We start from the raw sequence: 24,352 nt of genomic DNA, 5'->3' as shown, positions 1-24,352 counted from the left end.
GCTAGAAGTCGCCTGACGCACGCACCGAAGCGGCCCCGGCCGCTTGGGTCGTCGCTCAGACGGAGAAATACCGTGCCGTGGCCATCCCCTGGACCAAGGCAAGAGCGACCGGTGCGCTGGCAGGTCTCCTGGCTCGCGGGTCAGGGCGTGATGCACGGCCTTCCCGGGCCGCATGGCCCAGTGGCTGTTCCCTCGACGGGGAACCAGTGCATCGCGCTCGCCGCTTACAGTTGCAGGGACAGCCGCGGAGTTGGACGGTCGACCCGTCCGCACCGCATTCCCGTTTTAAGCCCCTTGCGGGGCACCGGCGCGATCATCGAGGGGCGGGGTTGCCCCCGATCCTCGCCCGGCCCAATAGGCGCGTGAGTCCGCGGCGGCAAGACATAAAGAATTCTTTATATCGCATTCGTTCTGAGACCGGCGATTGAGGCTTCCCCGCGCCGCGTTTTCCTGATTGCTTGGCAAACATGATGCTCCGCGCCGCCCTGTCGCTCGCCCTGCTCGCCCCGCTGCCTGCCCTCGCGCAGGCGCCGGCCAAGCAGATCCCCGCCGCCCAGACCGCGGAGATCGACGCGCTTTTCGCCAGCTATCGCGATCAGAACCCGAGCCCAAGCATGGTCTATATGGTGATCAAGGACGGCAAGCCTGTCATGTCCGCCACAGTCGGCACCCAGACGCCAGGCGGCGCGCCGGTCACGCTCGACACCCGCTTCCGCATCGCATCGATGAGCAAGGCATTCACCGCGCTCGCGATCCTCAAACTGCGCGACGACGGCAAGCTGCGGCTCGACGACCTCGCGGAACAGCACGTCCCCGAAATGCGCGGCTGGGCATACCCGACCAGCGACAGCCCGCGCATCCGCATTCGCGACCTGCTCGCCCACGTCTCGGGCATGGTCACCGACGACCCCTGGGGCGACCGGCAACAGGTGCTGAGCGAGGCCGACTTCACCAAGATGATCGCCGCCGGTGTGCCGTGGAGCCGCACGGGCCAAATGAGCCACGAGTATTCCAACTTCGGCTATGCGCTGCTCGGCCGGATCGTCACCAACGTCTCGGGCCAGCCCTATCAGGACTATATCCGCCGCACGATCATGCAGCCGCTCGGCATGGCCGCGACGACCTATGACATCGCGACGGTACCGCGCGACAAGCTCGCGCTCGGCTATCGCTGGCAGGACGATCAATGGGTCGCGGAGCCGGAAATGCGCGACGGTGCGTTCGGGGCGATGGGCGGGGTCATCACCACCGCGAAGGATTATGCGAAGTGGATCGGCTTCCTGCTCTCCGCCTGGCCGCCGCGCGACGGGGCGGAGGCCGGCCCCGTCAAGCGCGCCACCGTGCGCGAGCTGGCGCAGGGCCTCAACTTCGTCCAGATCGGCCCCCGCCGCGGCGCGCCGGAAGGGGACAAATGCGTCCATGCCGTCGCCTATGGCATGGGGATGCGGGTGACGCCCGATTGCGATCTCGGCCTCACCCTCGCGCATGGCGGCGGCTTCCCCGGCTATGGCAGCTTCGTCGTGCTCGCCCCCGAGCGTGGCATCGCCGCCTTCGCGTTCACCAACAAGACCTATACCGCCCCCGCCGTGCCGGTCTGGCAGTCGCTCTGGGCCTTGGCGCGGGCAGGGGCGGCGCAGCCCCGGGAACTCCCGCTCAACCCGCTGCTGGCGCAGATGCAGGACGCCGCCCGCGCCGCCTATGCCGCCGGCGAACTCAAGCCGCTCGACGGCAAGCTCGCGATGAACTTCCTGATGGACCGCGACGCCGCGCATTGGCGGACGGAATTCGCGCGGATCAAGGGGCTGGTCGGCGACTGCCCCACCGCCGAACCGCTCTTCCCGACCGGCAACCTCACCACCGCCTTCCGCTGGAACTGTGCCAAGGGGAAGCTGGACGGCCAGATCCTGCTCAGCCCGACCAACCCGCCCGCGATCCAGGCGCTAAGGTTTGCGCCGCGGCCGGACTGAGGGCACGCGCAACAAAAACGGCCTGTCGGCTAGCGATCCCATTGCGGCGGCCGTTGCTATTCGATGGACTGCAATCAGCGTCAGGCATTCGTTGATCGTTGTGCGATAGCCTGAAACAAGCAGTCTTCGGCTCGCCGGCCAAAAACGCCTTTTGCACAAAATCTGTCGCTCGCACTCAATCCAAAATGAACATAATTGCTATAAGCAAATCGCATAGAGCAGATTATTCTGCCACATCAACAAGAATATTGAGTCGGGAGATTTTCAATGCGCAAGCACGCAGCAGTTGCCGTTGCAGTTTTATTATCTTCAGCACTAATCTCCTCCAAAGCGCAGGCGCAAGAGGAGACGTTTTGCGATTCATACGCGAGGTATCTCCATGATTACTGCGGATTAAACTGGCAGAATGCGGCATATTCGTCGGTTGAGTCGTGCTGGGAGGAGCAATTCAGTTCGGCATGTCCCGAACAATATTCAACACCAGGACTCGGAACGAGGGACTATAATTTTTACGAGTTTCCGGTCTGCAAATGGTCTGGTCCCGTGGGTACGATGTATGGCGTTTGCTATTACGGATGAAATATTCCCGTTCAGCGATAGCGTTGTCGCGCGAATCCTATTTTTCGAACGCGCGCGTTGCCCGTAACCTTGTCAACTTCCCCGCGAGCCTACCGCCAAATCGCCCGCTGCTCGCTCAGCATGTTGCGGATCGTCGTTGACGCGACCCCGGCCTGACCCATCGCGTTGCTGATCTGGTCCAGTCCAAGCACCACATCCCCCGCAGCGAACAGCCCGGGGATCGACGTGCGCTGGTGATCGTCCACCTCGAGGCATCCCTCCTCGGTCGCCGCCGCGCCCGCCGCGACCGCCAGATCGGACCGGATGCGCGATCCCAGCGCCGGGTACACACTGTCGAACGCAAGCGGCCCGTCGGCCGTCTGCACCACCAGCTGGTCGCCCTGAATGGCATAGCCGCCGCACGGCCCGTCGACCCGCGCGATCCCGGCTTCTTCCAGCCTGGCGACGCAGGCATCGTCCAGCCGATGCTCCACATCCGGCGCGATCAGCGTCACATCACGGGTAAAGCCGCGCAGGAACAGTGCCTCGCGCATCCCGTGATCGCCGGTGCCGATCACCCCGACGCGCTTGTCGGTGACCTCATATCCGTCGCACACCGGGCAATAGCGCAGCAGCCCGGCGGCGAGCGCCGGATCGTGCACCGCATCCGCAATCCCCTCGGGCCGGTGATTGACCACGCCCGTCGCCAGCAGCACCGATCGCGCCGGGAAGCTGCGCTCGCCCGCATGGACGATGAAACCCTCGTCCTTCGGCTCGATCCGCGTCACCTTGGCCGGCTCGCGCACCGCGCCATATTTCTCTGCCTGCGCCAGCATCCGCCGCAGCAGCTCGACCCCCTCGATCCCCTCGGGATAGCCGGCATGGTTGTGCGTGCGCGGGATCAGCGCCGCGCGGCTCGACCCGCAGTCGAACAGCCGGATCGACAAATGATAGCGCGCCAGATAGATCGCCGCCGTCAGCCCGGCCGGCCCCGCGCCGACGATGATACAGTCTTCCATGACCGCCATAGCGCGGCGGGGGCGAGTTCGTTCCTTGAAGTCAACGAAGGCTATGTATATACATCGCGTATATACGGGAGGCCGTGATGGGCGACGAATATCGCGCAAAGACGTTCAAGTCGGGCAATTCGGTCGCCCTGCGGCTGCCCAAGGCGCTTGGCATCAAGGAAGGCATGGAAATGAAGGTGCGCGAGGAGCGCGGCAATTTCATCGTCGAACCGGTCGCCGAGACACCGAAGAAGATCGACATCAGTAAATTCGCCGGAAAGATTCCCTGGTTGAAGCCGATCCCGCCCGAGGATCGCATCTTCGAGGAGCGTGAACTCGACTGGGGTTTGAAGCGGATCAAGGGTGACTGATCTGCGCTACCTGCTCGACGCCAATATCTGCATCTACATTCTGGCTGATCTCACCAGTCCGTCGGCTCAGCGCCTGGCATTGCAGGATGTGGGAACGGTCGGCATTTCAGCCATCGTCTTTGCAGAATTGGAACGCGGCCTAGTGGGAGCCAACTCGGCAGCACGCGCGGCTGCCGATGCCCTTTACGAGGCGGCTCCGCTTCTCGAATTCGACCGGGACGCCGCACGCACCTATGCGCAAATTCCGTTCAAACGTGGCAGTTTCGACCGGCTGATCGCCGCCCACGCCCTTTCGCTCAACCTCATACTCGTCACCAACAACGAAGCCGATTTTGCCGATATCCCCGGCCTCAGGTGCGAAAACTGGACCCGATGACCTTCGCCGCCACCGTCCTGACCCTCTACCCGGACATGTTTCCGGGGCCACTTGGCGCGTCCATCGCCGGACGCGCGCTGAATGAGCGGAAATGGAGCCTCGACACCGTCCAGATTCGCGACTTCGCCACCGACAAGCACCGTACCGTCGACGACACGCCGGCGGGGGGCGGGGCGGGGATGGTGCTCAAGCCCGACATCCTCGCCGCCGCCTGCGACAGCGTCGGCTATGACCGCCCGATGCTGGCGATGACCCCGCGTGGTGCGCCGCTGACGCAGGAGCGCGTCCGCGCGCTCGCCGCCGGTCCCGGCGTGTCGATCCTGTGCGGCCGGTTTGAGGGGTTCGACGAGCGGCTGTTCGACGCGCGTCCCATCGAACAAGTGTCGATCGGCGACTATGTCCTTTCGGGCGGGGAGATGGGCGCGCTGGTGCTGCTCGACGCTTGCATTCGGCTGCTTCCCGGCGTAATGGGCGCGCCTTCCAGCGGAGTCGAGGAAAGCTTCGAAAGCGGCCTTCTCGAATATCCGCAATATACCCGACCCGTCGAATGGGAAGGGCGCACGATCCCCGAAGTGCTGCGATCGGGGGATCATGCGCGGATCGCGGCCTGGCGAACGCACCAGGCCCAGACCGATACACGGCTAAGGAGGCCGGATCTTTGGGAGCGTCATGAGGGCGCTCGGGTCCAGTCTCCCTCTGGCGCGCGGCGACAGAAGGACGAATGAGCATGAACCTCATCCAGCAGATCGAGGCCGAGAACGTCGAAAAGTTCCTGGCCGACAAGAAAATCCCCGAATTCCGTCCGGGTGACACCGTCAAGGTCGGCGTGAAGGTCGTCGAAGGCGAGCGCACCCGCGTTCAGAACTATGAAGGCGTCTGCATCGCCCGTGCCAACAAGGGCATGGGCAGCAACTTCACCGTTCGCAAGATTTCGTTCGGCGAGGGCGTCGAGCGCGTCTTCCCGCTCTATTCGCCGAACATCGACAGCATCGAAGTCGTCCGCCGCGGCGTCGTGCGTCGTGCGAAGCTCTATTATCTGCGCGGTCGCACCGGCAAGTCGGCACGTATCGCCGAGCGCCGCGACCCGCGCCCGGCCAAGGGCACCGCTGCCGCCGAGTAATCGGCGCGCAGGCTTGAACATGCGCGGGGCGCGGAGGCGAAAGCTTCCGCGCCCCGTTTGATTCTCCGCCCAGCGGCACTAGATTGAAGCCGTGACAGCCCGTGCGATCCCCCTCGGCTCCAATCCCGCCCGACCGGTTCGGGCAATGGCGCTGTGGATCGCGCTGCTTGTCGCTCTGGCATCCTCGCTGCTTAGCAGCGGCCTGCCGCGCACCATCGCTTATGGATCGGCGTTCAACCCTGCGACGACGGTCGTCGCGCTCAAGCCGATCCGCCCTGCGCCGCGCATCCTGGCCGAGCCGACTCGTCGCGATGACGGACCCGCCGCCGGGGCAAGCGATCGTGCAACGCCTGCCCTTGTCGCCGCTCCGGCGCCATCGGTCGACACCGATCGCGCGCCGGTCGGTGCAGCGCGCGCTATACCTCCCCTCCGCCCGCACCCCGTCCTCAACGGCAGCCCGCGCGGCCCCCCGCTGATCTGACCATCCGCCCTTTCGCCGACCGCGGCGTCATCGGGAGTTTTGTCGTGAATCAGAAAAAGAGGCGGCCACCCTGGTGGTTCGCGCCGATCGTATGGGGTGGGGTCGTGGCCAGTGCCGCCGCCGCCGTCCTCGTGATCGGCGGGACCCAGGGCTAGCCGCGCCGCCCGGGCCGCGCGCTGTGGTCCGGGCGCCAACAGGGACGCCAGCCAGCCTATGCACCACACCCCCCTTATCGCCACCATCGTCGCGGGGCTCGTCATCGCCTTCGTCATGGGGTCGATTGCCCACAAGCTGAAAGTTTCGCCGATCGCGGGCTATCTGCTCGCCGGGATCATGGTCGGGCCGTTCACGCCCGGATTCGTCGCCGACGGCAATCTCGCCGCGGAACTGGCCGAGATCGGCGTCATCCTGCTGATGTTCGGCGTGGGCCTGCACTTTTCGCTTCGCGACCTGTTGTCGGTGCGCAGGATCGCGGTGCCGGGCGCGATCGGTCAGATCGCCTCGGCCGTCGTGATGGGAATGGCACTTGCCTGGGCGCTGGGCTGGAACCCGCTCGCCGGGTTCGTATTCGGCCTCGCGCTGTCGGTCGCGAGCACGGTGGTGCTGCTGCGCGGGCTTCAGGGGTTCGGCATTGTGGATACCGAGCGTGGCCGGATCGCGGTGGGCTGGCTGATCGTCGAGGATCTGGTGATGGTGCTCGCGCTCGTCCTGCTCCCGGCGCTGGCCGAGGTGATGCAGAGCGACGGGCCGATGACCTGGGACGCAATCCTCGTCCCGCTCGCGCAGACCGCGTTCAAGGTCACCGGATTCCTCGTCGTCATGCTGCTCGTCGCGCGGCGGATCATTCCGCTGGTGCTGCACTGGGTCGTCCATACCGGATCGCGCGAGCTGTTCCGCCTCGCGGTGCTCGCCATCGCGCTCGGCGTTGCGTTCGGCGCGGCGGTGGTGTTCGATGTCTCGTTCGCGCTCGGCGCCTTCTTCGCCGGCATGATCCTCGGCGAAACCCCGCTCAGCCGCCAGGCGACCGAGGAGACGCTGCCGCTGCGCGATGCGTTCGCGGTGCTGTTCTTCGTGTCGGTGGGGATGTTGTTCAATCCGGCAGTCATCGTTGAGCAGCCGCTGCCGCTGGTTGCAACTGTCCTCATCATCGTCGTCGGTAAGTCGGCGGTCGCCTATGGTATCGTCCGTGCGCTCGGCCGTTCCCACCGCATCGCGATCACCGCGGCCGCCAGCCTGGCGCAGATCGGCGAATTTTCGTTCATCCTGGTCGGGCTGGGGGTCGGCCTCGAAATCCTTCCGGCGGAGGGACGCGACCTGATCCTTGCCGGGGCGTTGCTGTCGATCCTCGCCAACCCGTTCATCTTCACCTGGCTGGTCCCGCATCGCCAGGAACAGACCGACCCGATTGAACCGCCGCTCGATACCAAGGACCGCATGGGTCATATCGTGCTGGTCGGCTATGGCCGGGTCGGCAAGCTGATCGCGCGCGATTTGCTGGCCCGGCAGCGCCCGTTCATCCTGATCGAGGATCAGGCCGACATCGCCACCGCCGCCAAGGCGGGAGGACTGGACGTCGTGCGCGGCAACGGCGTCGATCCCGAAGCGCTCAAAGCCGCCGGCGTGGATCGCGCGGCCAAGCTGCTGATCGCCATCCCCGAGGGGTTCGAGGGCGGCGCCGTCGTCCAGGCGGCACGCGAACTCAATCCCGGCATCGCCATCGTCGCCCGCGCGCATTCGGATGCGGAAGTCGAGCATCTCGAAGCGCGCGGTGCGGGCGATGTCGTGTTGGGCGAACGCGAAATCGCCAATCGCATGCTCAGCCTGTGCGCGGCGCGGGCGGGGCGGGGCTAACCGCGATGACGTCCTCGGGTCAGCGGTAGGAGACAATCTCGAACTCGATCCCGTCGAAATCGAAGAAGTAGAACCGCCGCCCGGGCTCATAATCGTCATGGCCGAAGGGTTTCAGCCCCGCCGCCGCGACCTTCGCCTCGACGGCGTCGAGATCGTCGACGACGAAGCCCACATGGTTGAGCGGCTGGCCCTTGGGATAGCGGCGCTCGGCCTCGACCGGCGGGGCGTAGAGCGCGAGATAGACGCGCGCGTCACCCACGTGGATCGACATGCCGCCGTCGCGCGCGGCGCCCTGCCAGCGGACGTGCCAGCCGAACAGATGCTGCATCAGCCTCGCGGTGCGCGCGGGGCTGGTGACGGTCAGGTTGACGTGCTCGATAAAGGTCGTGGGCATGATCGCGTCCTTTCGGTTTTGCGTGTGTGCCCGCCTCCGCTACAACCTCAACTTAAGGTGAGATCAAGCGGAAAGTTGCACATCATGCGGGGGAATGAATTGCTGTCGATCGGCGATCTCGCCGCGCGTACCGGCCTGTCGGTATCGGCTATTCGCTTCTACGAGCGTCGCGGGCTGGTCGAGCCGATCCGCACCAGCGGGAACCAGCGCCGTTTCCTGCGCTCCGACATCCGCCGCCTGTCCTTCGTGCTCATCGCGCAGAAACTGGGCCTGACGGTTCAGGAGATCGCCGCGGAACTGGCGCACCTTCCCCAGGGCCGGACGCCGACGCTCGCCGACTGGACCCGCATCAGCCGTCACTTCCGCGCCGAGATCGACCGCCGTATCGCCCTGCTCGAACGGACGCGTGAGAAGCTGGACGGATGTATCGGCTGCGGCTGTCTGTCGCTGAAGAAATGCGGTCTCTACAACCCGGACGATCGGGCAGCGGCAGAGGGTGCGGGGCCGCGCTACCTCCTCACATGAGCGGTCAGCCGAAGGTGAAGTTGACCGGCTTTCCCAGATCCCGATTGCGATCGAAGGCGTGGCTGGCATAGCGCCCGTCGCGCTCGACCCAATGGAGGAACAGATGCGCCGACCAGCCATTGGGATTGGGTTGGGTGCGGCCATGGCGCAGGTGGACGCCATCATAGATGACCCCGTCGCCCGGCTCCATCGCCCAGCCGCGACAGGGACCGTCGAACCCGTCCTCGATTTCCAGCTGGGACACATCCGCCCGGCGTTCCGAGACTTCGAGCGGCCATGGAACGCCGTCGCTATAGTCGAGCGTGAGCGAGAGGCTCACCTCGCACGACGGCCGGTCGGAGTGAACCCGGCAGATATCGCCCTCGCGATAGAGGCGCAGATAACTGTAGGTCGGCAGCAGGTCCCGTCCGGCAAGCGCGGAGATGGTCGGGGTCAGCCCCCAGAGCAGCGTCAGCATCGGCGGATAGTCATAGCCGTACAGTTCTGGCGCGCCGCGCTTCAGGATCACCGATTCCTTGGTGATCTGGTTTAACTGCACACCCGATCGCGCCATGCCCTCCTGAAGCTGACGGAGGAAGGCGTTGCACACCTCGCGCGGGAGCAGCCCCTGAACATGCGCGTGCCCGTCGCGCTTGAAATCGCCGATTACCTGCATGGCGCGATCGATAAGTGGCGGCGGGGCGGGACGCAAGCGGCGGGGCTTTACCGCCATGCCATCGCCGCATAACGCTGGACGGGCGGAGTGTTGAAGCGCCGCTGGTGGAGTCGATGCATGTGGAAATGGACCTTGGGTGCGGCGCTGATGTTCAGTGCGGCGCTGGGCAGCGGCGCCATGGCCGGTGAAGCCCCGGATGCTCCCATGGACCTGACGCTGGAGCGCGTCTTCGCCAGTCCCGATCTCGCCGGCGTGGCGCCGCGTGCGCTCAAACTTTCGCCCGACGGAAAGTTTGTGACGCTGTTGCGCAACCGGCCCGACGACAATCAGCGCTACGATCTGTGGGCGATGGACACCGCGACCGGCGAATGGCGGATGCTGGTCGACAGTCTCAAGCTCGGGACCGGCGCCGAACTGTCCGAGGCGGAAAAGATGCAGCGCGAGCGCGCGCGCATCGGCGGCAGCAAGGGCATCGTCGCCTATGACTGGGCGCCCGATGGCAAGTCGATCCTCGTGCCCCTCGACGGCGATCTCTATCTCGCGACGCTGGACGGCCAGGTCCGCCGCCTGACCGCGACCGAGGGGGGCGAGCTCAATCCGGTCATCAGCCCCAGGGGCGGATATGCCAGTTTCGTGCGCGACCAGAATCTCGTCGTGCTCGACCTTGCATCGGGCAAGGAGATCAAGGCGACGACCGAAGGCAAGGGAACGGTCTATTTCGGCGAGGCCGAATTCGTCGCGCAGGAGGAAATGGGGCGTCGCACCGGCTATTGGTGGTCGCCCGACGACAGGCGGATCGCCGTCCAGCGCTTTGACGAAGCCCCCGTCGGCATCGTCAGCCGCGCCGCGATCGGGGCCGAGGGGACGAAGGTCTATGACCAGCGCTATCCCAAGGCCGGTACCGCCAACGTGCTGGTCGACCTCTATGTCATGAACCCCGACGGTAGCGGCAGGGTGAAGGTCGATCTCGGCACCGAGACCGATATCTATCTCGCCCGTGTCGACTGGACGCCCGACGGCAAGACGCTGCTCGTCCAGCGCCAGAATCGCGCGCAGACCGTCCTCGACATGCTCGCGGTCGACCCCGCGACCGGCAATTCGCGCGTGCTGTTCAGCGAACGCGTGAAGGAGAAAAGCTGGATCAACCTGTCCGACGCCTATCGTCCGCTCAAGGACGGCAGCCTGATCTGGTGGTCGGAGCGCGACGGCCACGGCCATCTCTATCGCTTCAAGGCGGGCAAATGGACGCAGTTGACCAAGGGTGACTGGGAAGTCGCCGATATCGTCGGGGTGGATGAGGAGAAGGGGCGGATCACCTTCACCGGCAACAGCGACGGCGTGCTCGAACGCCACCTCTATACGGTGAATCTGAACAAGCCCGGCGCAGTGACTCGCATCACCGAGCCCGGCTGGTGGCACGGCGCCAGCGGCGACGACAGCGCCGAGCGGATCATCGTGACCCGCTCCAAAAGCGAACAGCCCGCGCAGGTCATGCTCACCGACGCTGCGGGCAAGCGCCTGGCCTGGGTGAACGAGAACAAGGTCGCGGGCGACCATCCCTACGCCCCCTATCTCGCCAGCCACCGCGCGAAGCAGTTCGGGACGATCAAGGCGGCGGACGGCACCGTGCTGCACTGGGAGATGGTCACCCCGAAGCTCGAGCCGGGGAAGAAATACCCCGTCTTCTTCCATCACTATGGCGGACCGCACTCGCAACAGGTGAGCAAGGCCTGGGGCGGCGCGCTTCAGCAATATCTGGTGGATCGCGGCTATATCTGGTTCGTCCTCGACAATCGCGGCGCGGCCAATCGCGGCAAGGCGTTCGAGGATCACCTCTATCGGGCGATGGGCAGCGTCGAGGTCGCGGATCAGCTTGCAGGCGCTGCGTATCTCAAGACGCTCGACTTCGTCGATGCCGACCGCATCGCCACCTATGGCTGGTCGTACGGCGGCTATATGACGCTCAAGATGCTCCAGGCCGCGCCCGGCGCCTTCGCCGCGGGCATCTCCGGCGCCCCGGTCAGCAAATGGGAACTGTACGACACCCATTATACCGAGCGCTATATGGGCGATCCGCGCCAGGTGCAGGCGGCCTATGACAAGGCCAATACCGTCGCCGACGCCACCAAGATCGCCGATCCGCTGCTGCTGATCCACGGCATGGCCGACGACAATGTCGTGCTGGAGCATTCGACCGTTATGATGGCAAAGATGCAGGGCGCGGCGGTGCCGTTCGAAACGATGCTCTATCCCGGCCAGACGCATCGCGTAGCGGGCCCCGGGATCAGCGTGCACCTGTGGACGACGATCCTGAACTTCCTCGACCGGCATATGCAGGAGGACAAGCCATGATGCGTTTCGGTATCTGTGCGGCGCTCGCCGGGCTGCTGCTGTGCCCGCCCGCGGCTGCCGAAGTCACCAAGTCCGACCCTGGCGGCTTCGTCTCGACCCACACGCTCACCATCGCCGCGCCGCCGGAAAAACTGTGGGATACCATTGCTACGCCGGCGCTCTGGTGGAGCAAGGATCACAGCTATTCGGGCGACAGCGCCAACATCAGCTGGGACACGCGTCCCGGCGGCTGTTGGTGCGAGACGCTGGAGGGTGGCGCGGTCGAGCATGGGCGCACCCTCTATGCCGTCCGGGGCAAGGCACTGCGTATCGCGGGCGCGTTCGGCCCGCTTCAGAGCGGGGCAGTCAACGCGACGATGACCTTCGCGCTCAAGCCGGAGGGGCAGGGGACGGCGCTGACCGTCACCTATGTCGTCGGCGGCTATCATCCCGCGGGTCTCGCTACGTTTGCGACGGCGGTAGACGGGGTCATCGGGGCGCAGATGCCGGGGCTGAAGGCGGCGGCGGAACATGCCGATTAGGGGCAGGGGCGAGGCGCTAACGCTTGGTGGATTTCCGCAAATGGTGTATGCTGTACTTACCTGAAATTGCGCCGGGCCGACGCTTGACAGCGATGGCGCGAGGGCATATGTCGCGCATCTTCCGAAACACCGGTGAACGGCAACGCCCTTGTGCGTCTGCCGCGCGCTTGCGTTCCGGGTCAACGCGAAGAGATGGGGTTCAGCTGCCATGCGGGCCCCGTGGAGCTGGGAGAACAAGATTCATGGCACGTATTGCGGGCGTTAACCTGCCCACCAACAAGCGCGTATTGATCGCGCTTCAGTATATCCACGGCATCGGCCCGGCCAAGGCCAAGGAAATCACCGAAAAGCTGGGCATCACGCTCGAGCGTCGCGTGCAGGACCTGACCGATCAGGAAGTGCTGCAGATCCGCGAAACCATCGACGCCGACCACACGGTCGAGGGTGACCTTCGTCGCGAAACCGCGATGAACATCAAGCGCCTGATGGATCTCGCCTGCTATCGCGGCCTGCGTCATCGCAAGGGCCTGCCCGTTCGCGGTCAGCGCACGCATACCAATGCGCGCACCCGCAAGGGCAAGGCAAAGCCGATCGCCGGCAAGAAGAAGTAAGCCGCTGGGCCGCTTTGCCGCGGCCCGCCTGCTTCGCATTTCGAAGGATTACTGAACAATGGCACAAGCACCGCAGCGTCTTCGCCGTCGCGAGCGCAAGAACATTACCGCCGGCGTCGCCCATGTGAACGCCAGCTTCAACAACACCATGATCACGATCACCGATGCCCAGGGCAACGCGATCAGCTGGTCGTCGGCCGGCATGATGGGCTTCAAGGGTTCGCGCAAGTCGACTCCTTATGCCGCCCAGGTCGCCGCCGAGGACGCAGGCCGCAAGGCTGCCGAACACGGCGTCCGCACGCTCGAGGTCGAGGTGAAGGGTCCCGGTTCGGGCCGCGAGAGCGCCCTGCGCGCCCTCCAGGCGGTCGGGTTCCAGATCACGTCGATCCGCGACGTCACCTCGATCCCGCACAACGGCGTTCGCCCCAGCAAGCGTCGTCGCGTCTGATTTACCTTTCCGCGTCGCCTGCGGGTCCGGGGTGCCGGGTCCGGGGCGGGGCGGCTCTCTTTACTGGCAGGATACCCCCCGTCCTGCCCAACTCAGGGGAAGCCCGTGTCTGTCAATGCAAAGAACTGGCAGGAACTTAAGAAGCCGAACGGCCTGGAGAAAAAGGGCGGTGACGGCAAGCGCAAGGCGACCTTCGTCGCCGAACCGCTGGAGCGCGGCTTCGGCCTGACGCTCGGCAACGCGCTGCGCCGCGTGCTGCTCTCGTCGCTTCAGGGCGCTGCGGTCACCTCGATCAAGATCGAAAACGTCCTTCACGAATTCTCGTCGCTCGCCGGCGTGCGTGAGGACGTGACCGATCTGGTGCTCAACGTGAAGCAGATCGCGCTGCGTATGCAGGGCGAAGGCGCCAAGCGGCTCCAGCTCAGCGCCACCGGCCCGGCCGAAGTCAAGGCCGGCGACATCGCCGTTTCGGGCGACATCGAAGTGATGAACCCCGAACTCGTCCTGTGTCATCTGGACGAGGGCGCGACGCTGAACATGGAACTGGTTGCCGACACCGGCAAGGGTTACGTCCCCGCCAGCGCCAACCGCCCGGCCGATGCGCCGATCGGCCTGATCCCGGTGGACGCGCTGTACAGCCCGGTCCGTCAGGTCAGCTACAAGGTCGAGAACACCCGCGTCGGGCAGGAACTCGATTATGACAAGCTGAGCCTGTCGATCGAGACCGACGGCACCGTAACGCCCGAGGACGCGCTCGCTTATGCCGCGCGCATTCTTCAGGACCAGCTGGCGCTGTTCGTCCACTTCGACGATTCGTCGATCGCGCGTGCGGCTCCGGTCGGCATCGCCGCCCAGTCGTCGGCCGCCGAAGGCGGCAGCGATACGGCGACGATCAACCGCTACCTGCTCAAGAAGGTGGACGAGCTCGAGCTGTCGGTTCGCAGCGCCAACTGCCTCAAGAACGACAACATCATCTATATCGGCGATCTGGTCCAGAAGACCGAGGCCGAGATGCTGCGCACCCCGAATTTCGGTCGCAAATCGCTGAACGAAATCAAGGAAGTGCTGTCGTCGATGGGCCTGCGCCTCGGCATGGAAATCCCGGGCTGGCCGCCTGAGAATATCGAGGAAATGGCCAAGAAGCTCGAACAGGAGATTATGGGGTAACGCCCATACCGCCGTCATCCCCGCGCAAGCGGGGACCCATCTCCGCAGCGTGGAGCTGGGTTCGACGGCGGGAGATGGGCCCCCGCTTTCGCGGGGGTGACGGTTTAGGTGGCGGCCGACTGTCCCGCCTGGCTTGGGGTTCCGTAAGACGGCCCCCTGACGAACTGAAAGGAAATACCATGCGCCATAAATACGGCGGTCGTAAGCTTCAGCGCACCTCGGCACATCGCATCGCGCTGTTCCGCAACATGTCGGCTGCGCTGATCAAGCACGAGCAGATCACCACCACCGTCGCCAAGGCGAAGGAACTGCGTCCCTACGTCGAAAAGCTGGTCACGCTGGCGAAGAAGGGTGGTCTTTCGAACCGCCGTCTCGCCCATGCCCGTCTGCTCGACGATGCGCAGCTGGTGAAGCTGTTCGACGTGCTCGCGTCGCGCTACGCCGACCGCAACGGCGGCTACACCCGCATCATCAAAACCGGCCCGCGCGCTTCGGACGCCGCGCCGATGGCGATCATCGAATTCGTCGACCGCGACGTCTCGGCCAAGGGCCAGGATTCGGGTCCGGTGATGACCGACGAGGATTACGAAGACGCTGCCTGATCGGCGTTTTTCGTCAAGAGCTGGGGCGGTCGCACGACGGTGCGGCCGCCCCTTCTCGTTTCAGTCCGAGGCGCTATTCGACCTCAAAGGCGCAGCATCGCGAACATGACACCCTCATAGCTTACCCAGACGAGAAGCAGCATCACGACCGTGTTGATGGTGGCCGCGAGTATCGGGCTGTCACCACAGGCTCTGGCAACCGATCTGGCAAGCGTCCGGACGATGAATCCCAGCACAGTCGCTGCGCCGAGCAGGACGGCGAAATTGCGAAGCGCTGCAAATTGGGCACTTTGTTTGCAGGTTGGCTGCGGCTCGCAGTGCGCGCCCGTCCAGGCAAGCACGAACGCGAGCATGAATCCGACCGATATGAACAGCAATGTCGCGGCGACGCATCCCAAAGCGGCTCCGCCGCTTCGCACAATCGCTTTTTCGTCCATGTCCAATGGCTAGCGCGCTTCCTTCGTCAGGCAAGAAGCAAGTGGATGTCAGCGGCACGTCCCCTTCAGCCCGCGACCATGATGATAGCGCACGTCGCGCGGGAGGAAGTCCGGAAACCGGCACCCGAACATGTGGGTGGCCCGCGCGCCGGCAAAGATCGCGCGCGCGCTGCTCTGCGGCTTCAGGTCATAACTGCCGACCTGCCCGCGCGCGCAGTCGAAATAGGTGTCGCGTTCGCGCTGTGGCGGCCCTGTGACGCACATGAACACCACTACGCGATAATCGCAGCGGTTTTCGAGCGTGCCGATCGTTCCCGAAGCGGGTTGCACCGTCCGGACGCACGCGCTGACATCGTCTCCACCGGGGGACAGGAACGCGAGCGCAAGCAACGGGAAGATAGAGGACATCCCGCCATTCTGCCACGGGTCGGCGCCCCAAGCTAATGTTGCGGGCCCGTAAGAATCGCTGAACTTTGGTGCGGCCTCCTACTTCCCATCTAGTGGCGCGAAGCGAACCCACGGAAATCCGCCGGTCCGCAGATTGGCACGCGCCGTGCAAACCCGCGGCGCAGGAGGACGTGATGAGACGATCGAATGGATATGGCGCGGGCGGGGCGGTGGCGGTCGCCTTCGCAACGCTACCGCTGCTGGTGATGAGCTGGGTCGGCTACGAAAGCGCGCTGACCGCGTTCGCGTGAGGGCTGCACGTTCAATGCTGGCGTTCATCTGATCTACCCTGTCCGATGCGCGATCTGCCGGTCCCGACCCTGAAACCAACTCTTTCCATCCGTCGCGTGACGGACGCGCGGCAGTCGCGAAGCTGTCGCGTTCCCCTCGCGTCGGGGTCGCTTTCGCCGAAAAACACTGCATTTCTGTCAGCTTTGTCGGACACGCCGCTTGACCGCCCGATCACCGGCAATAGGTTGCGGTCACCCCGTAACCGGAGAAACCAATGCGCCGTTCGTCGCTGATCGCCCTGCCGCTGCTGTTCGCAGCCCCCCTTGTCCATGCCAGCCCGGAGTCCCAGCCGACGATGACCGCCCCGATCACCTATCCCGAAACCCGCCGCGTCGATGTCGTTGACGAGGTGTTCGGGGAAAAGGTCGCCGATCCCTATCGCTGGCTCGAAAACGACGTCCGCAACGACAAGGAGGTCGCCGCCTGGGTCGAAGCGCAGAACAAGGTGACGGACGCCTATCTCGACACGCTGCCGGGCCGCGACATCTTCCAGGCGCGGATCAAGCAGCTGTTCGACTATGAGCGCTTTGGTGTCCCGACCCGCAAGGGCGGGCGCTATTTCTACAGCCACAATAGCGGCCTTCAGAATCAGAATGTGCTGTGGGTGCGCGACAGCCTCGAGGGTGAAGCGCGGGTGCTGATCGACCCCAATGGCTGGGCCAAGGACGGCGCTACCGCGCTCTCCGAATGGGTACCGTCGGAGGACGGCAAGCTACTCGTCTATGGCATTCAGGACGGCGGGTCGGACTGGCGGACGGTGAAGGTGCTCGACGTCGCCACCGGCAAGACGCTGGACGACGAGGTCAAGTGGATCAAGTTCAGCGCGCTGTCCTGGGCGAAGGACGGATCGGGCTTCTATTATTCGCGCTTTCCCGAGGTGAAGGAGGGCGAGACCTTCCAGGCACTCAACGAGAATCAGGCAGTCTATTTCCACAAGCTCGGCACGACGCAGGATCAGGACCGTCTGATTTACGCGACCCCTGACCACCCCAAGCGCGGCCATTTCGCGCAGGTCACCGATGACGGCGGCTGGCTGGTCATCACCACGACCGAGGGGACCGACAACCGCTACGAGATCACGATCCTGAACCTCAAGGATCCCGCCGCCAAGCCGCGGACGATCATCAAGGGGCTGGAGAATGACTGGAGCCTCGCCGGCAATGTCGGATCGCGCTTCTTTTGGACGACGGACAAGGGGGCCGCGCGCAAGAAGGTCGTGACGATGGATGTCGCTGCGGCAAATCCGGTCGCGACCGACCTTATTCCCGAGGACGCGGCGACGATGGAAGGCGCCGGGATCGTCGGCGGCCAGCTGTTCGTCAGCTATCTGGTCGATGCGAAGGACGAGATGCGCCGCTATGCCCTCGACGGCAAGCTGCTGGGCAAGGTCGACACTCCCGGCATCGGCAGCATTGCCGGGTTCAGCGGCGATCCGGACGAGAGCGAGGCTTTCTATGCCTTCACCAGCTTCAACATGCCGACCACCGTCTATCGCTACGACGTCAAGTCCGGCAAGGCGACGACCTGGGCACAGCCGAAGGTCGATTTCGATCCCAGCAAATACGGCGTCGAGCAACGTTTCTTCACGTCGAAAGACGGCACCAAGGTCCCGATGTTCATCGTCAAGCGCAAGGATGTGACCGGTCCCGCGCCGACCTTGCTCTGGGCCTATGGCGGGTTCAATATCAGCTATGGCCCTGCCTTTTCGGCGGCGCGGCTGGCGTGGATGGAGCAGGGCGGCGTCTTCGTTCTCGCCAACATTCGCGGCGGCGGCGAATATGGCAAGGCGTGGCACGATGGCGGACGGCTGAAGAACAAGCAGAATGTGTTCGACGATTTCATCGCCGCGGGCGAGTATCTGATCGCCCAGAGGATTACGAAGAAGGACGGCCTCGCCATTCAGGGCGGATCTAATGGCGGTCTTTTGGTCGGGGCGGTGACCAATCAGCGCCCGGACCTGTTTGCGGCGGCGCTGCCCGCCGTCGGCGTGATGGACATGCTTCGCTTCGATCGCTGGACCGCGGGCCGCTATTGGGTCGACGATTACGGCTATCCGTCGAAGGAAGCGGACTGGAAGGTGCTGCGGGCCTATTCGCCTTATCATAACATTCAGTCGGGCAAGACCTATCCGGCGATCCTCGCGACCACGGCCGATACCGACGACCGCGTGGTGCCGGGCCACACCTTCAAATATACCGCCGCACTCCAGGCCGCTGATATCGGTCCAAAGCCGCACCTCGTTCGCATCGAAACCCGCGCCGGACACGGATCGGGCAAACCGACCGACAAGATCATCGAGGAAACCTCAGATCTCTGGGCGTTTGCGGCGAAGTGGACCGGGCTCCAGGTGAAGCCGGTCGAATGACGTGACCCGCGTCGGCGGTGCGAGCAAGAGGTAAACGCAACCCGTTGTAGAAACCCCATAGCATTTTCCCGATATGGGCGGGGGAGGCGGCGCGTGGCAGTATGGCAACTGTCAGTGGAGACGTGCCATGTACCTTCCCCGCGAGATCAAATCCCCCGACACCTTCGACGTGCGCGAGCCCGAGCTGGTGGATGACCGGATGCCTGCGGGTGCCGGGTTTCTGATCATCGTCTGTGCGTCGCTCCTCTTCTGGTTGCTCGTGCTGCTGACCTTCACGATGGCCTGACGCGCGTCACGGTAGCCGGGTCACCTTCAGCACCCGGATCTTCGGTTCCAGCATCTGCCCCTTCATCACCCCCTCGCCGGCGGTGGGGGAGGTGGGGGCGTCCAGAATCTTCCACACGACGTCCATCCCCTCGACCACTCGGCCGAATGCGGCGTAGCCGAGATTGTCGCCCGGCTTGCTGGGGTCGGCGTCGAGCGAGGGCTGGTCCCCGACGCTGATCGTAAACTCCCCGCGCGCCGTTCCAGGAGCCAGTCGCGCGACGGAGATCGCGCCGTTGAGGTGCTTGACCCGGGTCTGGGTCGTCGGCTCGTGCTTGATCGGGGGAAGGATGCGCTTGGGCTGATTGTCCACTCCGAACTGGACGAAGCCGAACTTGTCCGCGACCTTGACCGTTCGATAGAAATAGGTGCCATCGAGCCGCTTCTGATCGGCGTAGCGCAGGAAATTGCGCGCGGTGATCGGTGCGCGCTCGGTTTCCAGCTCCAGCACGATGCGGCCCATGCTGGTGTCGATCGCCACCTTCTGCGTCGCAGGCTTTGGCGTTACCGATGGGGCCGGGGCCGGGGCGCTCTGGGCGAGCGCGGCGGCGGGGAGCAGCAGGGCTGCGGCGAGCAGGGAGCGGCGGAGTGTCATGCCGCCAGTCTGCCGAGCGCGCCGCGCGGCTTCAACCGGCTTTCGTCCACAACAGAATCGCTTTGCTGGCAGAGCCGCGCGCACCCCCCATGTTGCCTTTGGCGGTGCCGACCCCCTAGATGCGGCACCGCCACCCCGTCTGGGGACAGTTTCAGGAAAGCCGAATGACCGCCACCCACTCCACCCGAATGCTGATCCTCGGCTCCGGTCCTGCCGGCCTGTCCGCCGCCATCTATGGCGCGCGCGCCGGACTCGCGCCGATCGTCGTTCAGGGCGTCCAGCCGGGCGGCCAGCTGACCACCACCACCGATGTCGAGAATTACCCCGGCTTTCGCGAGGTGATCCAAGGGCCGTGGCTGATGGAGGAGATGCAGGCGCAGGCCGAGCATGTCGGCGCGCAGATGATGTACGACATGATCGTCGACGTCGATCTGACGCAGCGCCCGTTCCGGCTGACTGGTGACAGCGGTACCATCTATGTCTGCGACACGCTGGTGATCGCCACCGGCGCACAGGCCAAATGGCTGGGGCTGGACAGCGAAGAGGCGATGAAGGGCAAGGGCGCGAGCGCCTGTGCGACGTGCGACGGCTTCTTCTATCGCGGCAAGAAAGTCGCGGTGATCGGCGGCGGCAACACCGCGGTCGAGGAGGCGCTGTACCTGACCAATCACAGCCATGACGTGACGCTGATCCACCGCCGCGACACGCTGCGCGCCGAGAAGATCCTGCAGGAGCGGCTGTTCGCCAATCCGAAGATCACGGTGCTGTGGAACAAGGAAGTCGTCGAGTTCGTCGGCGGCGGCGATCCCGAGGGGCTGGTCGCGCTGAAGCTCAAGGACTCGGTGACGGGCGATTTGTCGCAGATCGATGTCGAAGGCGGCTTCGTCGCGATCGGCCATCATCCGGCGACCGAGCTGTTCCGCGGGCATCTGGAGCTGGACGAGGACAGCTATATCACCGTCGAGACGGGCACGACGCGGACCAGCGTGCCCGGCGTGTTCGCGTGCGGTGACGTGATGGACAAGGTGTATCGCCAGGCGATCACCGCGGCGGGGACGGGGTGCATGGCCGCGCTCGACGCCGAGCGCTTCCTGGCCGAGGCCGATTTCGAGGCGGTGGCGCAAGCGGCGGAGTGATCGCCCGAAACTGACGAAGTTGCGGTCAACGGGGTCGATTCTGTCAGCTTCGGCCTCTGACGTGGAAATCGATTCCGGTATCCGCGCGCGCCGCCGCGTGGAAGTTGACACTGAGTTGACACTATCGGCGCGTTCTGGCCCGGCGGGACCATGGCCCATGTCGGGCGGATCGGTCCGGGGCAGGCGAGTCGGGTGCGCATTGACCAGTTTATGCGCTCAACCGGGCCTTGTAGGAAAGTTGTTTGTGGCGGGCTGCCGCTTGCGGGCCGGGCAGGATCATGTCGGGCGGCAGGACGTTGAGGGTCCATGCCCGTCCTGACCCGCTTCGTTTTCGCGCTGGCGCTGCTGCCGATCCCGTTGATCGGATGCAACGCCGCGCCGGCCCCTTCTCAAGTTCCGAGGAGCGAGGGCCAACCGTCGGCAAGGGTTGCCAAGACCGGTCTGGACGCAGCGCGGATGGCGCAGACCGTGGCGGCGGCGGAACGGCTGCCGCGATTGCGATCGCTGCTGGTGCTGCGCGATGGCGAGACGCTGGCGGAACATCGCTTCAATGGCGGGCCCCCGCTCGACCGGCCGGTGAACATCAAGTCGGCGTCGAAATCGGTGCTGTCGGCGCTGGCGGGGATCGCGATCGCGCGCGGGGTGCTGGAGGGTGCGGAGCAGCCGGTGGTGTCGGTGCTGGAGGCCGATGCGCCCGCCAATCCCGATCCGCGGCTGGTGCAGCTGACATTGGGCAATCTGCTGTCGATGCAGGCGGGGCTGGAGCGCACGTCCGGCCCCAATTACGGGCGCTGGGTGACCAGCCCGAACTGGGTGCGCTATGCGCTGTCGCGGCCGTTCGTCGATGCGCCGGGCGGGGGGATGCTCTATTCGACCGGGAGCAGCCACCTTGTCTCCGCGATGCTGACGCGGGCGAGCGGGCGCAGCACGCTGGAGCTGGCGCGCGACTGGCTGGGCGGGCCGCTGGGGATCACCATCCCGCCCTGGCCGCGCGATCCGCAGGGGGTGTATTTCGGCGGCAACGACATGCTGATGAGTCCGCGCGACCTAGCGCGGTTCGGCGAGCTGTATCGGCTCGGCGGCGTGGTTGGCGGCAAACGTATCCTGCCTGCCGAGTGGATCGCGGCCAGCTGGACCCCGCGCACGACGTCGCCGTGGAGCGGTGAGGACTATGGCTATGGCTGGTTCGTCAGCGAGATGGGCGGGCATCCGGTGCGCTATGGCTGGGGCTATGGCGGGCAGATGCTGTACATCGTGCCGAGCCTGAAGCTGACGGTCGTCATGACGTCGCAGTCGGATGCCGCGCGCGAGGGCGGGCATATCGATGCGCTGCACCGGCTGCTGGCGGAGGGGGTGATTCCGGCGGCCGAGGCGGGGGCGGGCTAAATCTGGCGATCACTGTCGGCGAATCAGCTATCGCCTTCCCGTGTGATGCGCGACCGTCGATACTTTGGTAGGACGCCCCGCACGGCGCTTCAATGGTGGGAGCCATATCATGCACGCAGTGGTGGTCGCTATAGCTCTTGCGACGCAGGTCCTTCCGACCGATGGCATCGCGCCGAGCACGGCAGATGGGATCTTCCAGGAGGCCGTCGGCCACTGGGGCAATTCCGGGTCGGATGCGGCGATGGTGATAATCGAAGACGCTCGCACGCGACGGCAACAACTGATCTGCGTCGATGTTGGCGCGCTCGGAAAAGCAGTCGCGCTCGAGCATGATATGGCGTGGTGGCCGGGCCATATGGAGCACGTCACCCAGCGCATGCGATTGCAACGGGATCGCCATTTCGTCTTCGCCAAAGAGGACGCGTTGAAGGTGATCGGCCAAGACCGGGATTATATCGACTTCGACGTGCCGCTCTGCGCGTTAATCCGCGATAATGTGTACGCTTTTCGCGGTGATTGGCCCCCCACGCTCTTTGTCGGACAATTGCGCAAACAGTGAAGCGGCCCCCGCTCGTCCGGCGACGAGCTAAGAAGCGTGGAAATCCAGCGCCTTCAGCACCCGCTCCACCAGCCATGCCTTGTCTTGCGGCCGGGCGAAGCTGTGGCTGTCGGTGGGGCAGGTTTCTAGGGTGGCGCGGGTGCGGGCCGTCTTGAACGCGTCGCCTTTCCAGTGGTCGGCGAAGGCGAGGGCGGTGTTGTCGCGTTCGGCGAGCAGGATCGTCACCGGGATCCTGGTGGCTGCCAGTGCGGTCCCGAGGCGGGCGGGAAGGCTGGTGGGTTGTCGAGATTGTTTCGACGATACCTTTGCCAAGCCACTGACAAGTTTACCGATATTAACCCCGCCGGTGACCAAGCGGAGGAGCTCCCGTGGGTTCTTCAGCTTCTCGACATAGCGCGAGCGGATCGCGGCGGCGGGGGGGAGATCGTCACCTTTCCCGTCGGGTTCGATCGTCCAGGGGTTGGTCAGGATCAGCGCGTCGATCGGCGCCTTGTCATGAAACAGGATCAGCGCGCTGGCCGCGTCGCAATTGCCGAAGGCGACGAGGCGGGTGAGGTGCGGGCAGTCGCGGCGAAAGGCGGCGACGGCTTCGGAAATATCCTGAGCCGTCGACTCGAAGTCGTTGTTTTCGCCCGTCGAATCGCCGATTCCGCGGCGGTCGTAGCGGAACACGGGGTGGCCCTGTGCCGCGACCGTGGCGGCGAGTTCGGCCATGCCGCGATGCGCGCCGATGCGAATCTCGTTGCCGCCCGAGACGATCAGCAGGCCGGTGGTGCCGGGCGCGTCGTCGAGCGTCGCGATCAGCGTCTCACCCGCGCAGCGGAAGCGCTTCAGGCTTCGCATGTCGCGACCCATTGGGCGATGTCCTCGGCAAGGCGTTCGGCGAATTCGGGGTCGTTGTCCGGCTCGGCACGGCGCCACAGCGGGCTTCCGGGGAGCTTGGCGTCGGCGGGGCGTGCCTCGGTTTCGAGGCGGACGGTGCGCACGGCAGTGGTCGCCGGGACTGCGGTGGCGAGTTCGGCCAACATCGCCGGTGCGACCAGATTGCCCGCCAGTTCGACCGGCGCGGTCGCGGTGTCGAGGCTGGCGGGATCGAACGCCTCGCCGGATTCGCGGGACGAGGCCTGGCGCGCGCGGACGAGTTCGCGCCGCAGATCGGCGCCGGTCATGGGCGCGAGATGATAGCGCGCGACGACAAGCGCCGAGCCGTCGAGCAGCGTGCCGCTGCGGATCGCGAGACTGTAGGCCGATCGGCGCAGGCTGGCGACGCCGGCGGCGAAGGCTTCGCTCAGCGTGGCGAGCGTGGCGTTATGGGTCGGGACGAGGCTTTCCCCCTGGCCCGGAAGATCGGGCAGGGCGCCTGCGATGCCGCGGTCGGCGAGCGCGCGCAGGACCGTTACCGCGAAGGTGCGGGTGCGGTTGGCTTCCTCGAACAAGGGCAGGGCGACGACCACGACCGGGCCGGACGACGGGCCGAAGCGGAGCATCGCCTCCCGCCCGCCGGGCCAGTCATAGGCGTCGAACGCGATCAGGTGAGCGCCTTGGCAGCGGAGAATTGTACCAGCGCGCCGAACGTTTCGAGCATCTCGCCATCGACCTCGTCATCGTCGATCACGATGCCCAGGCGATCCTCGATCTCGGTCAGCACGCCTGCAACCGCCATCGAGTCGAGTTCGGGCAGCGCGCCGAACAGCGGCGTCGCTTCGTCGAACGTCGCGGCGCGCGCGGCGTCGATCCCCAGCACGTCGCGCAGCACGCCGCGCACGGTTTCCTCGACCTCGTGATATCCGTCAGGCTGCACGGCCC

Annotated in this window: 28 protein-coding genes and 1 riboswitch; of the genes, 19 read left to right on the top strand and 9 right to left on the bottom strand. The window is 65.3% G+C overall.

Annotation, left to right across the window (positions count from 1 at the left end; genetic code table 11):
* Nucleotides 1-101: 101 nt before the first annotated feature.
* Nucleotides 102-324: riboswitch (cobalamin riboswitch) on the bottom strand.
* A gap of 143 nt (nucleotides 325-467) precedes the next feature.
* Nucleotides 468-1,967: a serine hydrolase domain-containing protein gene (locus FPZ54_RS05685; RefSeq protein WP_145845634.1), complete on the top strand. Its 1,500-nt coding sequence runs from the start codon at nucleotides 468-470 to the stop codon at nucleotides 1,965-1,967.
* Between the two features lie 668 nt (nucleotides 1,968-2,635).
* On the opposite strand, the gene FPZ54_RS05680 is transcribed toward FPZ54_RS05685, so the two are convergent.
* Complete coding sequence (locus FPZ54_RS05680; protein ID WP_145849599.1) at nucleotides 2,636-3,544, bottom strand: NAD(P)/FAD-dependent oxidoreductase; 909 nt, start codon at nucleotides 3,542-3,544, stop codon at nucleotides 2,636-2,638.
* 86 nt (nucleotides 3,545-3,630) lie between these two features.
* Here FPZ54_RS05680 and FPZ54_RS05675 point away from each other — a divergent pair, with 86 nt between their 5' ends.
* The 6 genes from FPZ54_RS05675 (at nucleotide 3,631) to FPZ54_RS05650 (ending at nucleotide 7,731) form a co-directional block, all read left to right on the top strand.
* Entirely contained in the window at nucleotides 3,631-3,903 is a 273-nt protein-coding gene (locus FPZ54_RS05675) for an AbrB/MazE/SpoVT family DNA-binding domain-containing protein (protein WP_145845633.1), read from the top strand.
* Nucleotides 3,896-4,279: a type II toxin-antitoxin system VapC family toxin gene (locus FPZ54_RS05670; protein ID WP_145845631.1), complete on the top strand. Its 384-nt coding sequence runs from the start codon at nucleotides 3,896-3,898 to the stop codon at nucleotides 4,277-4,279. The genes FPZ54_RS05675 and FPZ54_RS05670 overlap by 8 nt, the downstream gene beginning before the upstream one ends.
* Nucleotides 4,276-5,004: a tRNA (guanosine(37)-N1)-methyltransferase TrmD gene (gene trmD, locus FPZ54_RS05665; RefSeq protein ID WP_145849598.1), complete on the top strand. Its 729-nt coding sequence runs from the start codon at nucleotides 4,276-4,278 to the stop codon at nucleotides 5,002-5,004. The genes FPZ54_RS05670 and trmD overlap by 4 nt, the downstream gene beginning before the upstream one ends.
* Before the next feature lie 2 nt (nucleotides 5,005-5,006).
* Nucleotides 5,007-5,399, top strand: a complete 393-nt coding sequence (gene rplS, locus FPZ54_RS05660) for a 50S ribosomal protein L19 (RefSeq protein ID WP_145845629.1) — start codon at nucleotides 5,007-5,009, stop codon at nucleotides 5,397-5,399.
* A gap of 91 nt (nucleotides 5,400-5,490) precedes the next feature.
* Nucleotides 5,491-5,880, top strand: coding sequence for a hypothetical protein (locus tag FPZ54_RS05655; protein WP_145845627.1), 390 nt, complete (start codon nucleotides 5,491-5,493; stop codon nucleotides 5,878-5,880).
* 213 nt (nucleotides 5,881-6,093) lie between these two features.
* Nucleotides 6,094-7,731 (top strand): cation:proton antiporter domain-containing protein, encoded by a 1,638-nt coding sequence (locus FPZ54_RS05650; RefSeq protein ID WP_145845625.1) that lies wholly within the window; start codon nucleotides 6,094-6,096, stop codon nucleotides 7,729-7,731.
* Nucleotides 7,732-7,750: 19 nt separating this feature from the next.
* Here FPZ54_RS05650 and FPZ54_RS05645 read toward each other — a convergent pair whose 3' ends face one another.
* On the bottom strand, nucleotides 7,751-8,125 hold the full coding sequence (locus FPZ54_RS05645; RefSeq protein WP_145845622.1) for a VOC family protein: 375 nt from the start codon (nucleotides 8,123-8,125) through the stop codon (nucleotides 7,751-7,753).
* An 84-nt stretch (nucleotides 8,126-8,209) separates the two neighbouring features.
* Here FPZ54_RS05645 and soxR point away from each other — a divergent pair, with 84 nt between their 5' ends.
* The gene (gene soxR / locus FPZ54_RS05640; protein WP_145845620.1) at nucleotides 8,210-8,650 is read left to right on the top strand and encodes a redox-sensitive transcriptional activator SoxR; all 441 of its coding nucleotides are present in this window, start codon (nucleotides 8,210-8,212) and stop codon (nucleotides 8,648-8,650) included.
* A 4-nt stretch (nucleotides 8,651-8,654) separates the two neighbouring features.
* Here the strand turns inward: soxR and FPZ54_RS05635 are convergent, their stop codons facing one another.
* Nucleotides 8,655-9,362: a hypothetical protein gene (locus tag FPZ54_RS05635; protein WP_239019726.1), complete on the bottom strand. Its 708-nt coding sequence runs from the start codon at nucleotides 9,360-9,362 to the stop codon at nucleotides 8,655-8,657.
* A gap of 60 nt (nucleotides 9,363-9,422) precedes the next feature.
* Between FPZ54_RS05635 and FPZ54_RS05630 the strand changes: the two genes are divergently transcribed.
* From FPZ54_RS05630 to rplQ, 6 genes are all read left to right on the top strand, one after another.
* Entirely contained in the window at nucleotides 9,423-11,657 is a 2,235-nt protein-coding gene (locus tag FPZ54_RS05630) for a S9 family peptidase (RefSeq protein ID WP_145845617.1), read from the top strand.
* On the top strand, nucleotides 11,654-12,178 hold the full coding sequence (locus FPZ54_RS05625; protein WP_145845615.1) for an SRPBCC family protein: 525 nt from the start codon (nucleotides 11,654-11,656) through the stop codon (nucleotides 12,176-12,178). The genes FPZ54_RS05630 and FPZ54_RS05625 overlap by 4 nt, the downstream gene beginning before the upstream one ends.
* A gap of 242 nt (nucleotides 12,179-12,420) precedes the next feature.
* Nucleotides 12,421-12,789: a 30S ribosomal protein S13 gene (gene rpsM / locus FPZ54_RS05620; protein ID WP_145845614.1), complete on the top strand. Its 369-nt coding sequence runs from the start codon at nucleotides 12,421-12,423 to the stop codon at nucleotides 12,787-12,789.
* Between the two features lie 58 nt (nucleotides 12,790-12,847).
* Entirely contained in the window at nucleotides 12,848-13,237 is a 390-nt protein-coding gene (rpsK, locus tag FPZ54_RS05615) for a 30S ribosomal protein S11 (protein WP_066579261.1), read from the top strand.
* A 105-nt stretch (nucleotides 13,238-13,342) separates the two neighbouring features.
* Nucleotides 13,343-14,404: a DNA-directed RNA polymerase subunit alpha gene (locus FPZ54_RS05610; RefSeq protein WP_145845612.1), complete on the top strand. Its 1,062-nt coding sequence runs from the start codon at nucleotides 13,343-13,345 to the stop codon at nucleotides 14,402-14,404.
* 179 nt (nucleotides 14,405-14,583) lie between these two features.
* Nucleotides 14,584-15,006, top strand: a complete 423-nt coding sequence (gene rplQ / locus FPZ54_RS05605; RefSeq protein ID WP_145845611.1) for a 50S ribosomal protein L17 — start codon at nucleotides 14,584-14,586, stop codon at nucleotides 15,004-15,006.
* Nucleotides 15,007-15,089: 83 nt separating this feature from the next.
* Here rplQ and FPZ54_RS05600 read toward each other — a convergent pair whose 3' ends face one another.
* A complete protein-coding gene (locus FPZ54_RS05600) occupies nucleotides 15,090-15,443 on the bottom strand; it encodes a hypothetical protein (RefSeq protein WP_186456925.1) in 354 nt (117 codons plus the stop codon).
* Between the two features lie 48 nt (nucleotides 15,444-15,491).
* Nucleotides 15,492-15,851 (bottom strand): hypothetical protein, encoded by a 360-nt coding sequence (locus FPZ54_RS05595; RefSeq protein ID WP_145845608.1) that lies wholly within the window; start codon nucleotides 15,849-15,851, stop codon nucleotides 15,492-15,494.
* Nucleotides 15,852-16,395: 544 nt separating this feature from the next.
* On the opposite strand from FPZ54_RS05595, the gene FPZ54_RS05590 reads away from it, so the two are divergent.
* Both FPZ54_RS05590 and FPZ54_RS19740 read left to right on the top strand, forming a co-directional pair.
* Nucleotides 16,396-18,546 carry a prolyl oligopeptidase family serine peptidase gene (locus tag FPZ54_RS05590; protein ID WP_145845607.1) on the top strand — a complete coding sequence of 717 codons (2,151 nt, stop codon included), beginning with the start codon at nucleotides 16,396-16,398 and terminating at the stop codon, nucleotides 18,544-18,546.
* Nucleotides 18,547-18,673: 127 nt separating this feature from the next.
* Entirely contained in the window at nucleotides 18,674-18,832 is a 159-nt protein-coding gene (locus tag FPZ54_RS19740) for a hypothetical protein (RefSeq protein WP_186456924.1), read from the top strand.
* 6 nt (nucleotides 18,833-18,838) lie between these two features.
* Here FPZ54_RS19740 and FPZ54_RS05585 read toward each other — a convergent pair whose 3' ends face one another.
* Nucleotides 18,839-19,465: a peptidylprolyl isomerase gene (locus tag FPZ54_RS05585; protein WP_145845605.1), complete on the bottom strand. Its 627-nt coding sequence runs from the start codon at nucleotides 19,463-19,465 to the stop codon at nucleotides 18,839-18,841.
* Nucleotides 19,466-19,629: 164 nt separating this feature from the next.
* Here FPZ54_RS05585 and trxB point away from each other — a divergent pair, with 164 nt between their 5' ends.
* The 3 genes from trxB to FPZ54_RS05570 all read left to right on the top strand — a co-directional run bounded on the left by trxB (nucleotide 19,630) and on the right by FPZ54_RS05570 (nucleotide 22,546).
* Nucleotides 19,630-20,601 carry a thioredoxin-disulfide reductase gene (trxB, locus tag FPZ54_RS05580; protein WP_145845603.1) on the top strand — a complete coding sequence of 324 codons (972 nt, stop codon included), beginning with the start codon at nucleotides 19,630-19,632 and terminating at the stop codon, nucleotides 20,599-20,601.
* A 306-nt stretch (nucleotides 20,602-20,907) separates the two neighbouring features.
* A complete protein-coding gene (locus FPZ54_RS05575) occupies nucleotides 20,908-21,987 on the top strand; it encodes a serine hydrolase domain-containing protein (protein WP_239019725.1) in 1,080 nt (359 codons plus the stop codon).
* A 109-nt stretch (nucleotides 21,988-22,096) separates the two neighbouring features.
* Nucleotides 22,097-22,546, top strand: a complete 450-nt coding sequence (locus FPZ54_RS05570) for a hypothetical protein (protein ID WP_145845602.1) — start codon at nucleotides 22,097-22,099, stop codon at nucleotides 22,544-22,546.
* A gap of 27 nt (nucleotides 22,547-22,573) precedes the next feature.
* On the opposite strand, the gene FPZ54_RS05565 is transcribed toward FPZ54_RS05570, so the two are convergent.
* Genes FPZ54_RS05565 through FPZ54_RS05555 form a run of 3 tightly spaced genes read right to left on the bottom strand, consistent with a single transcriptional unit; the run spans nucleotide 22,574 to nucleotide 24,347 of the window.
* On the bottom strand, nucleotides 22,574-23,389 hold the full coding sequence (locus FPZ54_RS05565; RefSeq protein WP_145845601.1) for a hydrolase 1, exosortase A system-associated: 816 nt from the start codon (nucleotides 23,387-23,389) through the stop codon (nucleotides 22,574-22,576).
* Nucleotides 23,377-24,033, bottom strand: a complete 657-nt coding sequence (locus FPZ54_RS05560) for an alpha/beta hydrolase family protein (RefSeq protein ID WP_145845599.1) — start codon at nucleotides 24,031-24,033, stop codon at nucleotides 23,377-23,379. Before FPZ54_RS05560 ends, FPZ54_RS05565 begins: the two co-directional genes overlap by 13 nt.
* Before the next feature lie 41 nt (nucleotides 24,034-24,074).
* A complete protein-coding gene (locus tag FPZ54_RS05555; RefSeq protein ID WP_145845597.1) occupies nucleotides 24,075-24,347 on the bottom strand; it encodes an acyl carrier protein in 273 nt (90 codons plus the stop codon).
* Nucleotides 24,348-24,352 lie beyond the last annotated feature (5 nt).

The organism is Sphingomonas suaedae (assembly GCF_007833215.1).
In the GTDB taxonomy this organism is placed as follows: domain Bacteria; phylum Pseudomonadota; class Alphaproteobacteria; order Sphingomonadales; family Sphingomonadaceae; genus Sphingomonas; species Sphingomonas suaedae.
The sequence above is the reverse complement of the archived record's forward strand: the minus strand, read 5'-3'. Positions and strand labels throughout refer to the sequence as shown.

Coding starts and splice junctions, on each gene's coding strand:
- FPZ54_RS05685 (WP_145845634.1), top strand. CDS start 468: ATGATGCTCCGCGCCGCCCTGTCGCTCGCCCTGCTCGCCCCGCTGCCT.
- FPZ54_RS05680 (WP_145849599.1), bottom strand. CDS start 3,544: ATGGAAGACTGTATCATCGTCGGCGCGGGGCCGGCCGGGCTGACGGCG.
- FPZ54_RS05675 (WP_145845633.1), top strand. CDS start 3,631: ATGGGCGACGAATATCGCGCAAAGACGTTCAAGTCGGGCAATTCGGTC.
- trmD (WP_145849598.1), top strand. CDS start 4,276: ATGACCTTCGCCGCCACCGTCCTGACCCTCTACCCGGACATGTTTCCG.
- rplS (WP_145845629.1), top strand. CDS start 5,007: ATGAACCTCATCCAGCAGATCGAGGCCGAGAACGTCGAAAAGTTCCTG.
- FPZ54_RS05650 (WP_145845625.1), top strand. CDS start 6,094: ATGCACCACACCCCCCTTATCGCCACCATCGTCGCGGGGCTCGTCATC.
- FPZ54_RS05645 (WP_145845622.1), bottom strand. CDS start 8,125: ATGCCCACGACCTTTATCGAGCACGTCAACCTGACCGTCACCAGCCCC.
- soxR (WP_145845620.1), top strand. CDS start 8,210: ATGCGGGGGAATGAATTGCTGTCGATCGGCGATCTCGCCGCGCGTACC.
- FPZ54_RS05635 (WP_239019726.1), bottom strand. CDS start 9,362: ATGGCGGTAAAGCCCCGCCGCTTGCGTCCCGCCCCGCCGCCACTTATC.
- FPZ54_RS05630 (WP_145845617.1), top strand. CDS start 9,423: ATGTGGAAATGGACCTTGGGTGCGGCGCTGATGTTCAGTGCGGCGCTG.
- FPZ54_RS05625 (WP_145845615.1), top strand. CDS start 11,654: ATGATGCGTTTCGGTATCTGTGCGGCGCTCGCCGGGCTGCTGCTGTGC.
- rpsM (WP_145845614.1), top strand. CDS start 12,421: ATGGCACGTATTGCGGGCGTTAACCTGCCCACCAACAAGCGCGTATTG.
- rpsK (WP_066579261.1), top strand. CDS start 12,848: ATGGCACAAGCACCGCAGCGTCTTCGCCGTCGCGAGCGCAAGAACATT.
- rplQ (WP_145845611.1), top strand. CDS start 14,584: ATGCGCCATAAATACGGCGGTCGTAAGCTTCAGCGCACCTCGGCACAT.
- FPZ54_RS05600 (WP_186456925.1), bottom strand. CDS start 15,443: ATGGACGAAAAAGCGATTGTGCGAAGCGGCGGAGCCGCTTTGGGATGC.
- FPZ54_RS05595 (WP_145845608.1), bottom strand. CDS start 15,851: ATGTCCTCTATCTTCCCGTTGCTTGCGCTCGCGTTCCTGTCCCCCGGT.
- FPZ54_RS05590 (WP_145845607.1), top strand. CDS start 16,396: ATGCGCCGTTCGTCGCTGATCGCCCTGCCGCTGCTGTTCGCAGCCCCC.
- FPZ54_RS19740 (WP_186456924.1), top strand. CDS start 18,674: ATGTACCTTCCCCGCGAGATCAAATCCCCCGACACCTTCGACGTGCGC.
- FPZ54_RS05585 (WP_145845605.1), bottom strand. CDS start 19,465: ATGACACTCCGCCGCTCCCTGCTCGCCGCAGCCCTGCTGCTCCCCGCC.
- trxB (WP_145845603.1), top strand. CDS start 19,630: ATGACCGCCACCCACTCCACCCGAATGCTGATCCTCGGCTCCGGTCCT.
- FPZ54_RS05575 (WP_239019725.1), top strand. CDS start 20,908: ATGCCCGTCCTGACCCGCTTCGTTTTCGCGCTGGCGCTGCTGCCGATC.
- FPZ54_RS05570 (WP_145845602.1), top strand. CDS start 22,097: ATGCACGCAGTGGTGGTCGCTATAGCTCTTGCGACGCAGGTCCTTCCG.
- FPZ54_RS05565 (WP_145845601.1), bottom strand. CDS start 23,389: ATGCGAAGCCTGAAGCGCTTCCGCTGCGCGGGTGAGACGCTGATCGCG.
- FPZ54_RS05560 (WP_145845599.1), bottom strand. CDS start 24,033: ATGCTCCGCTTCGGCCCGTCGTCCGGCCCGGTCGTGGTCGTCGCCCTG.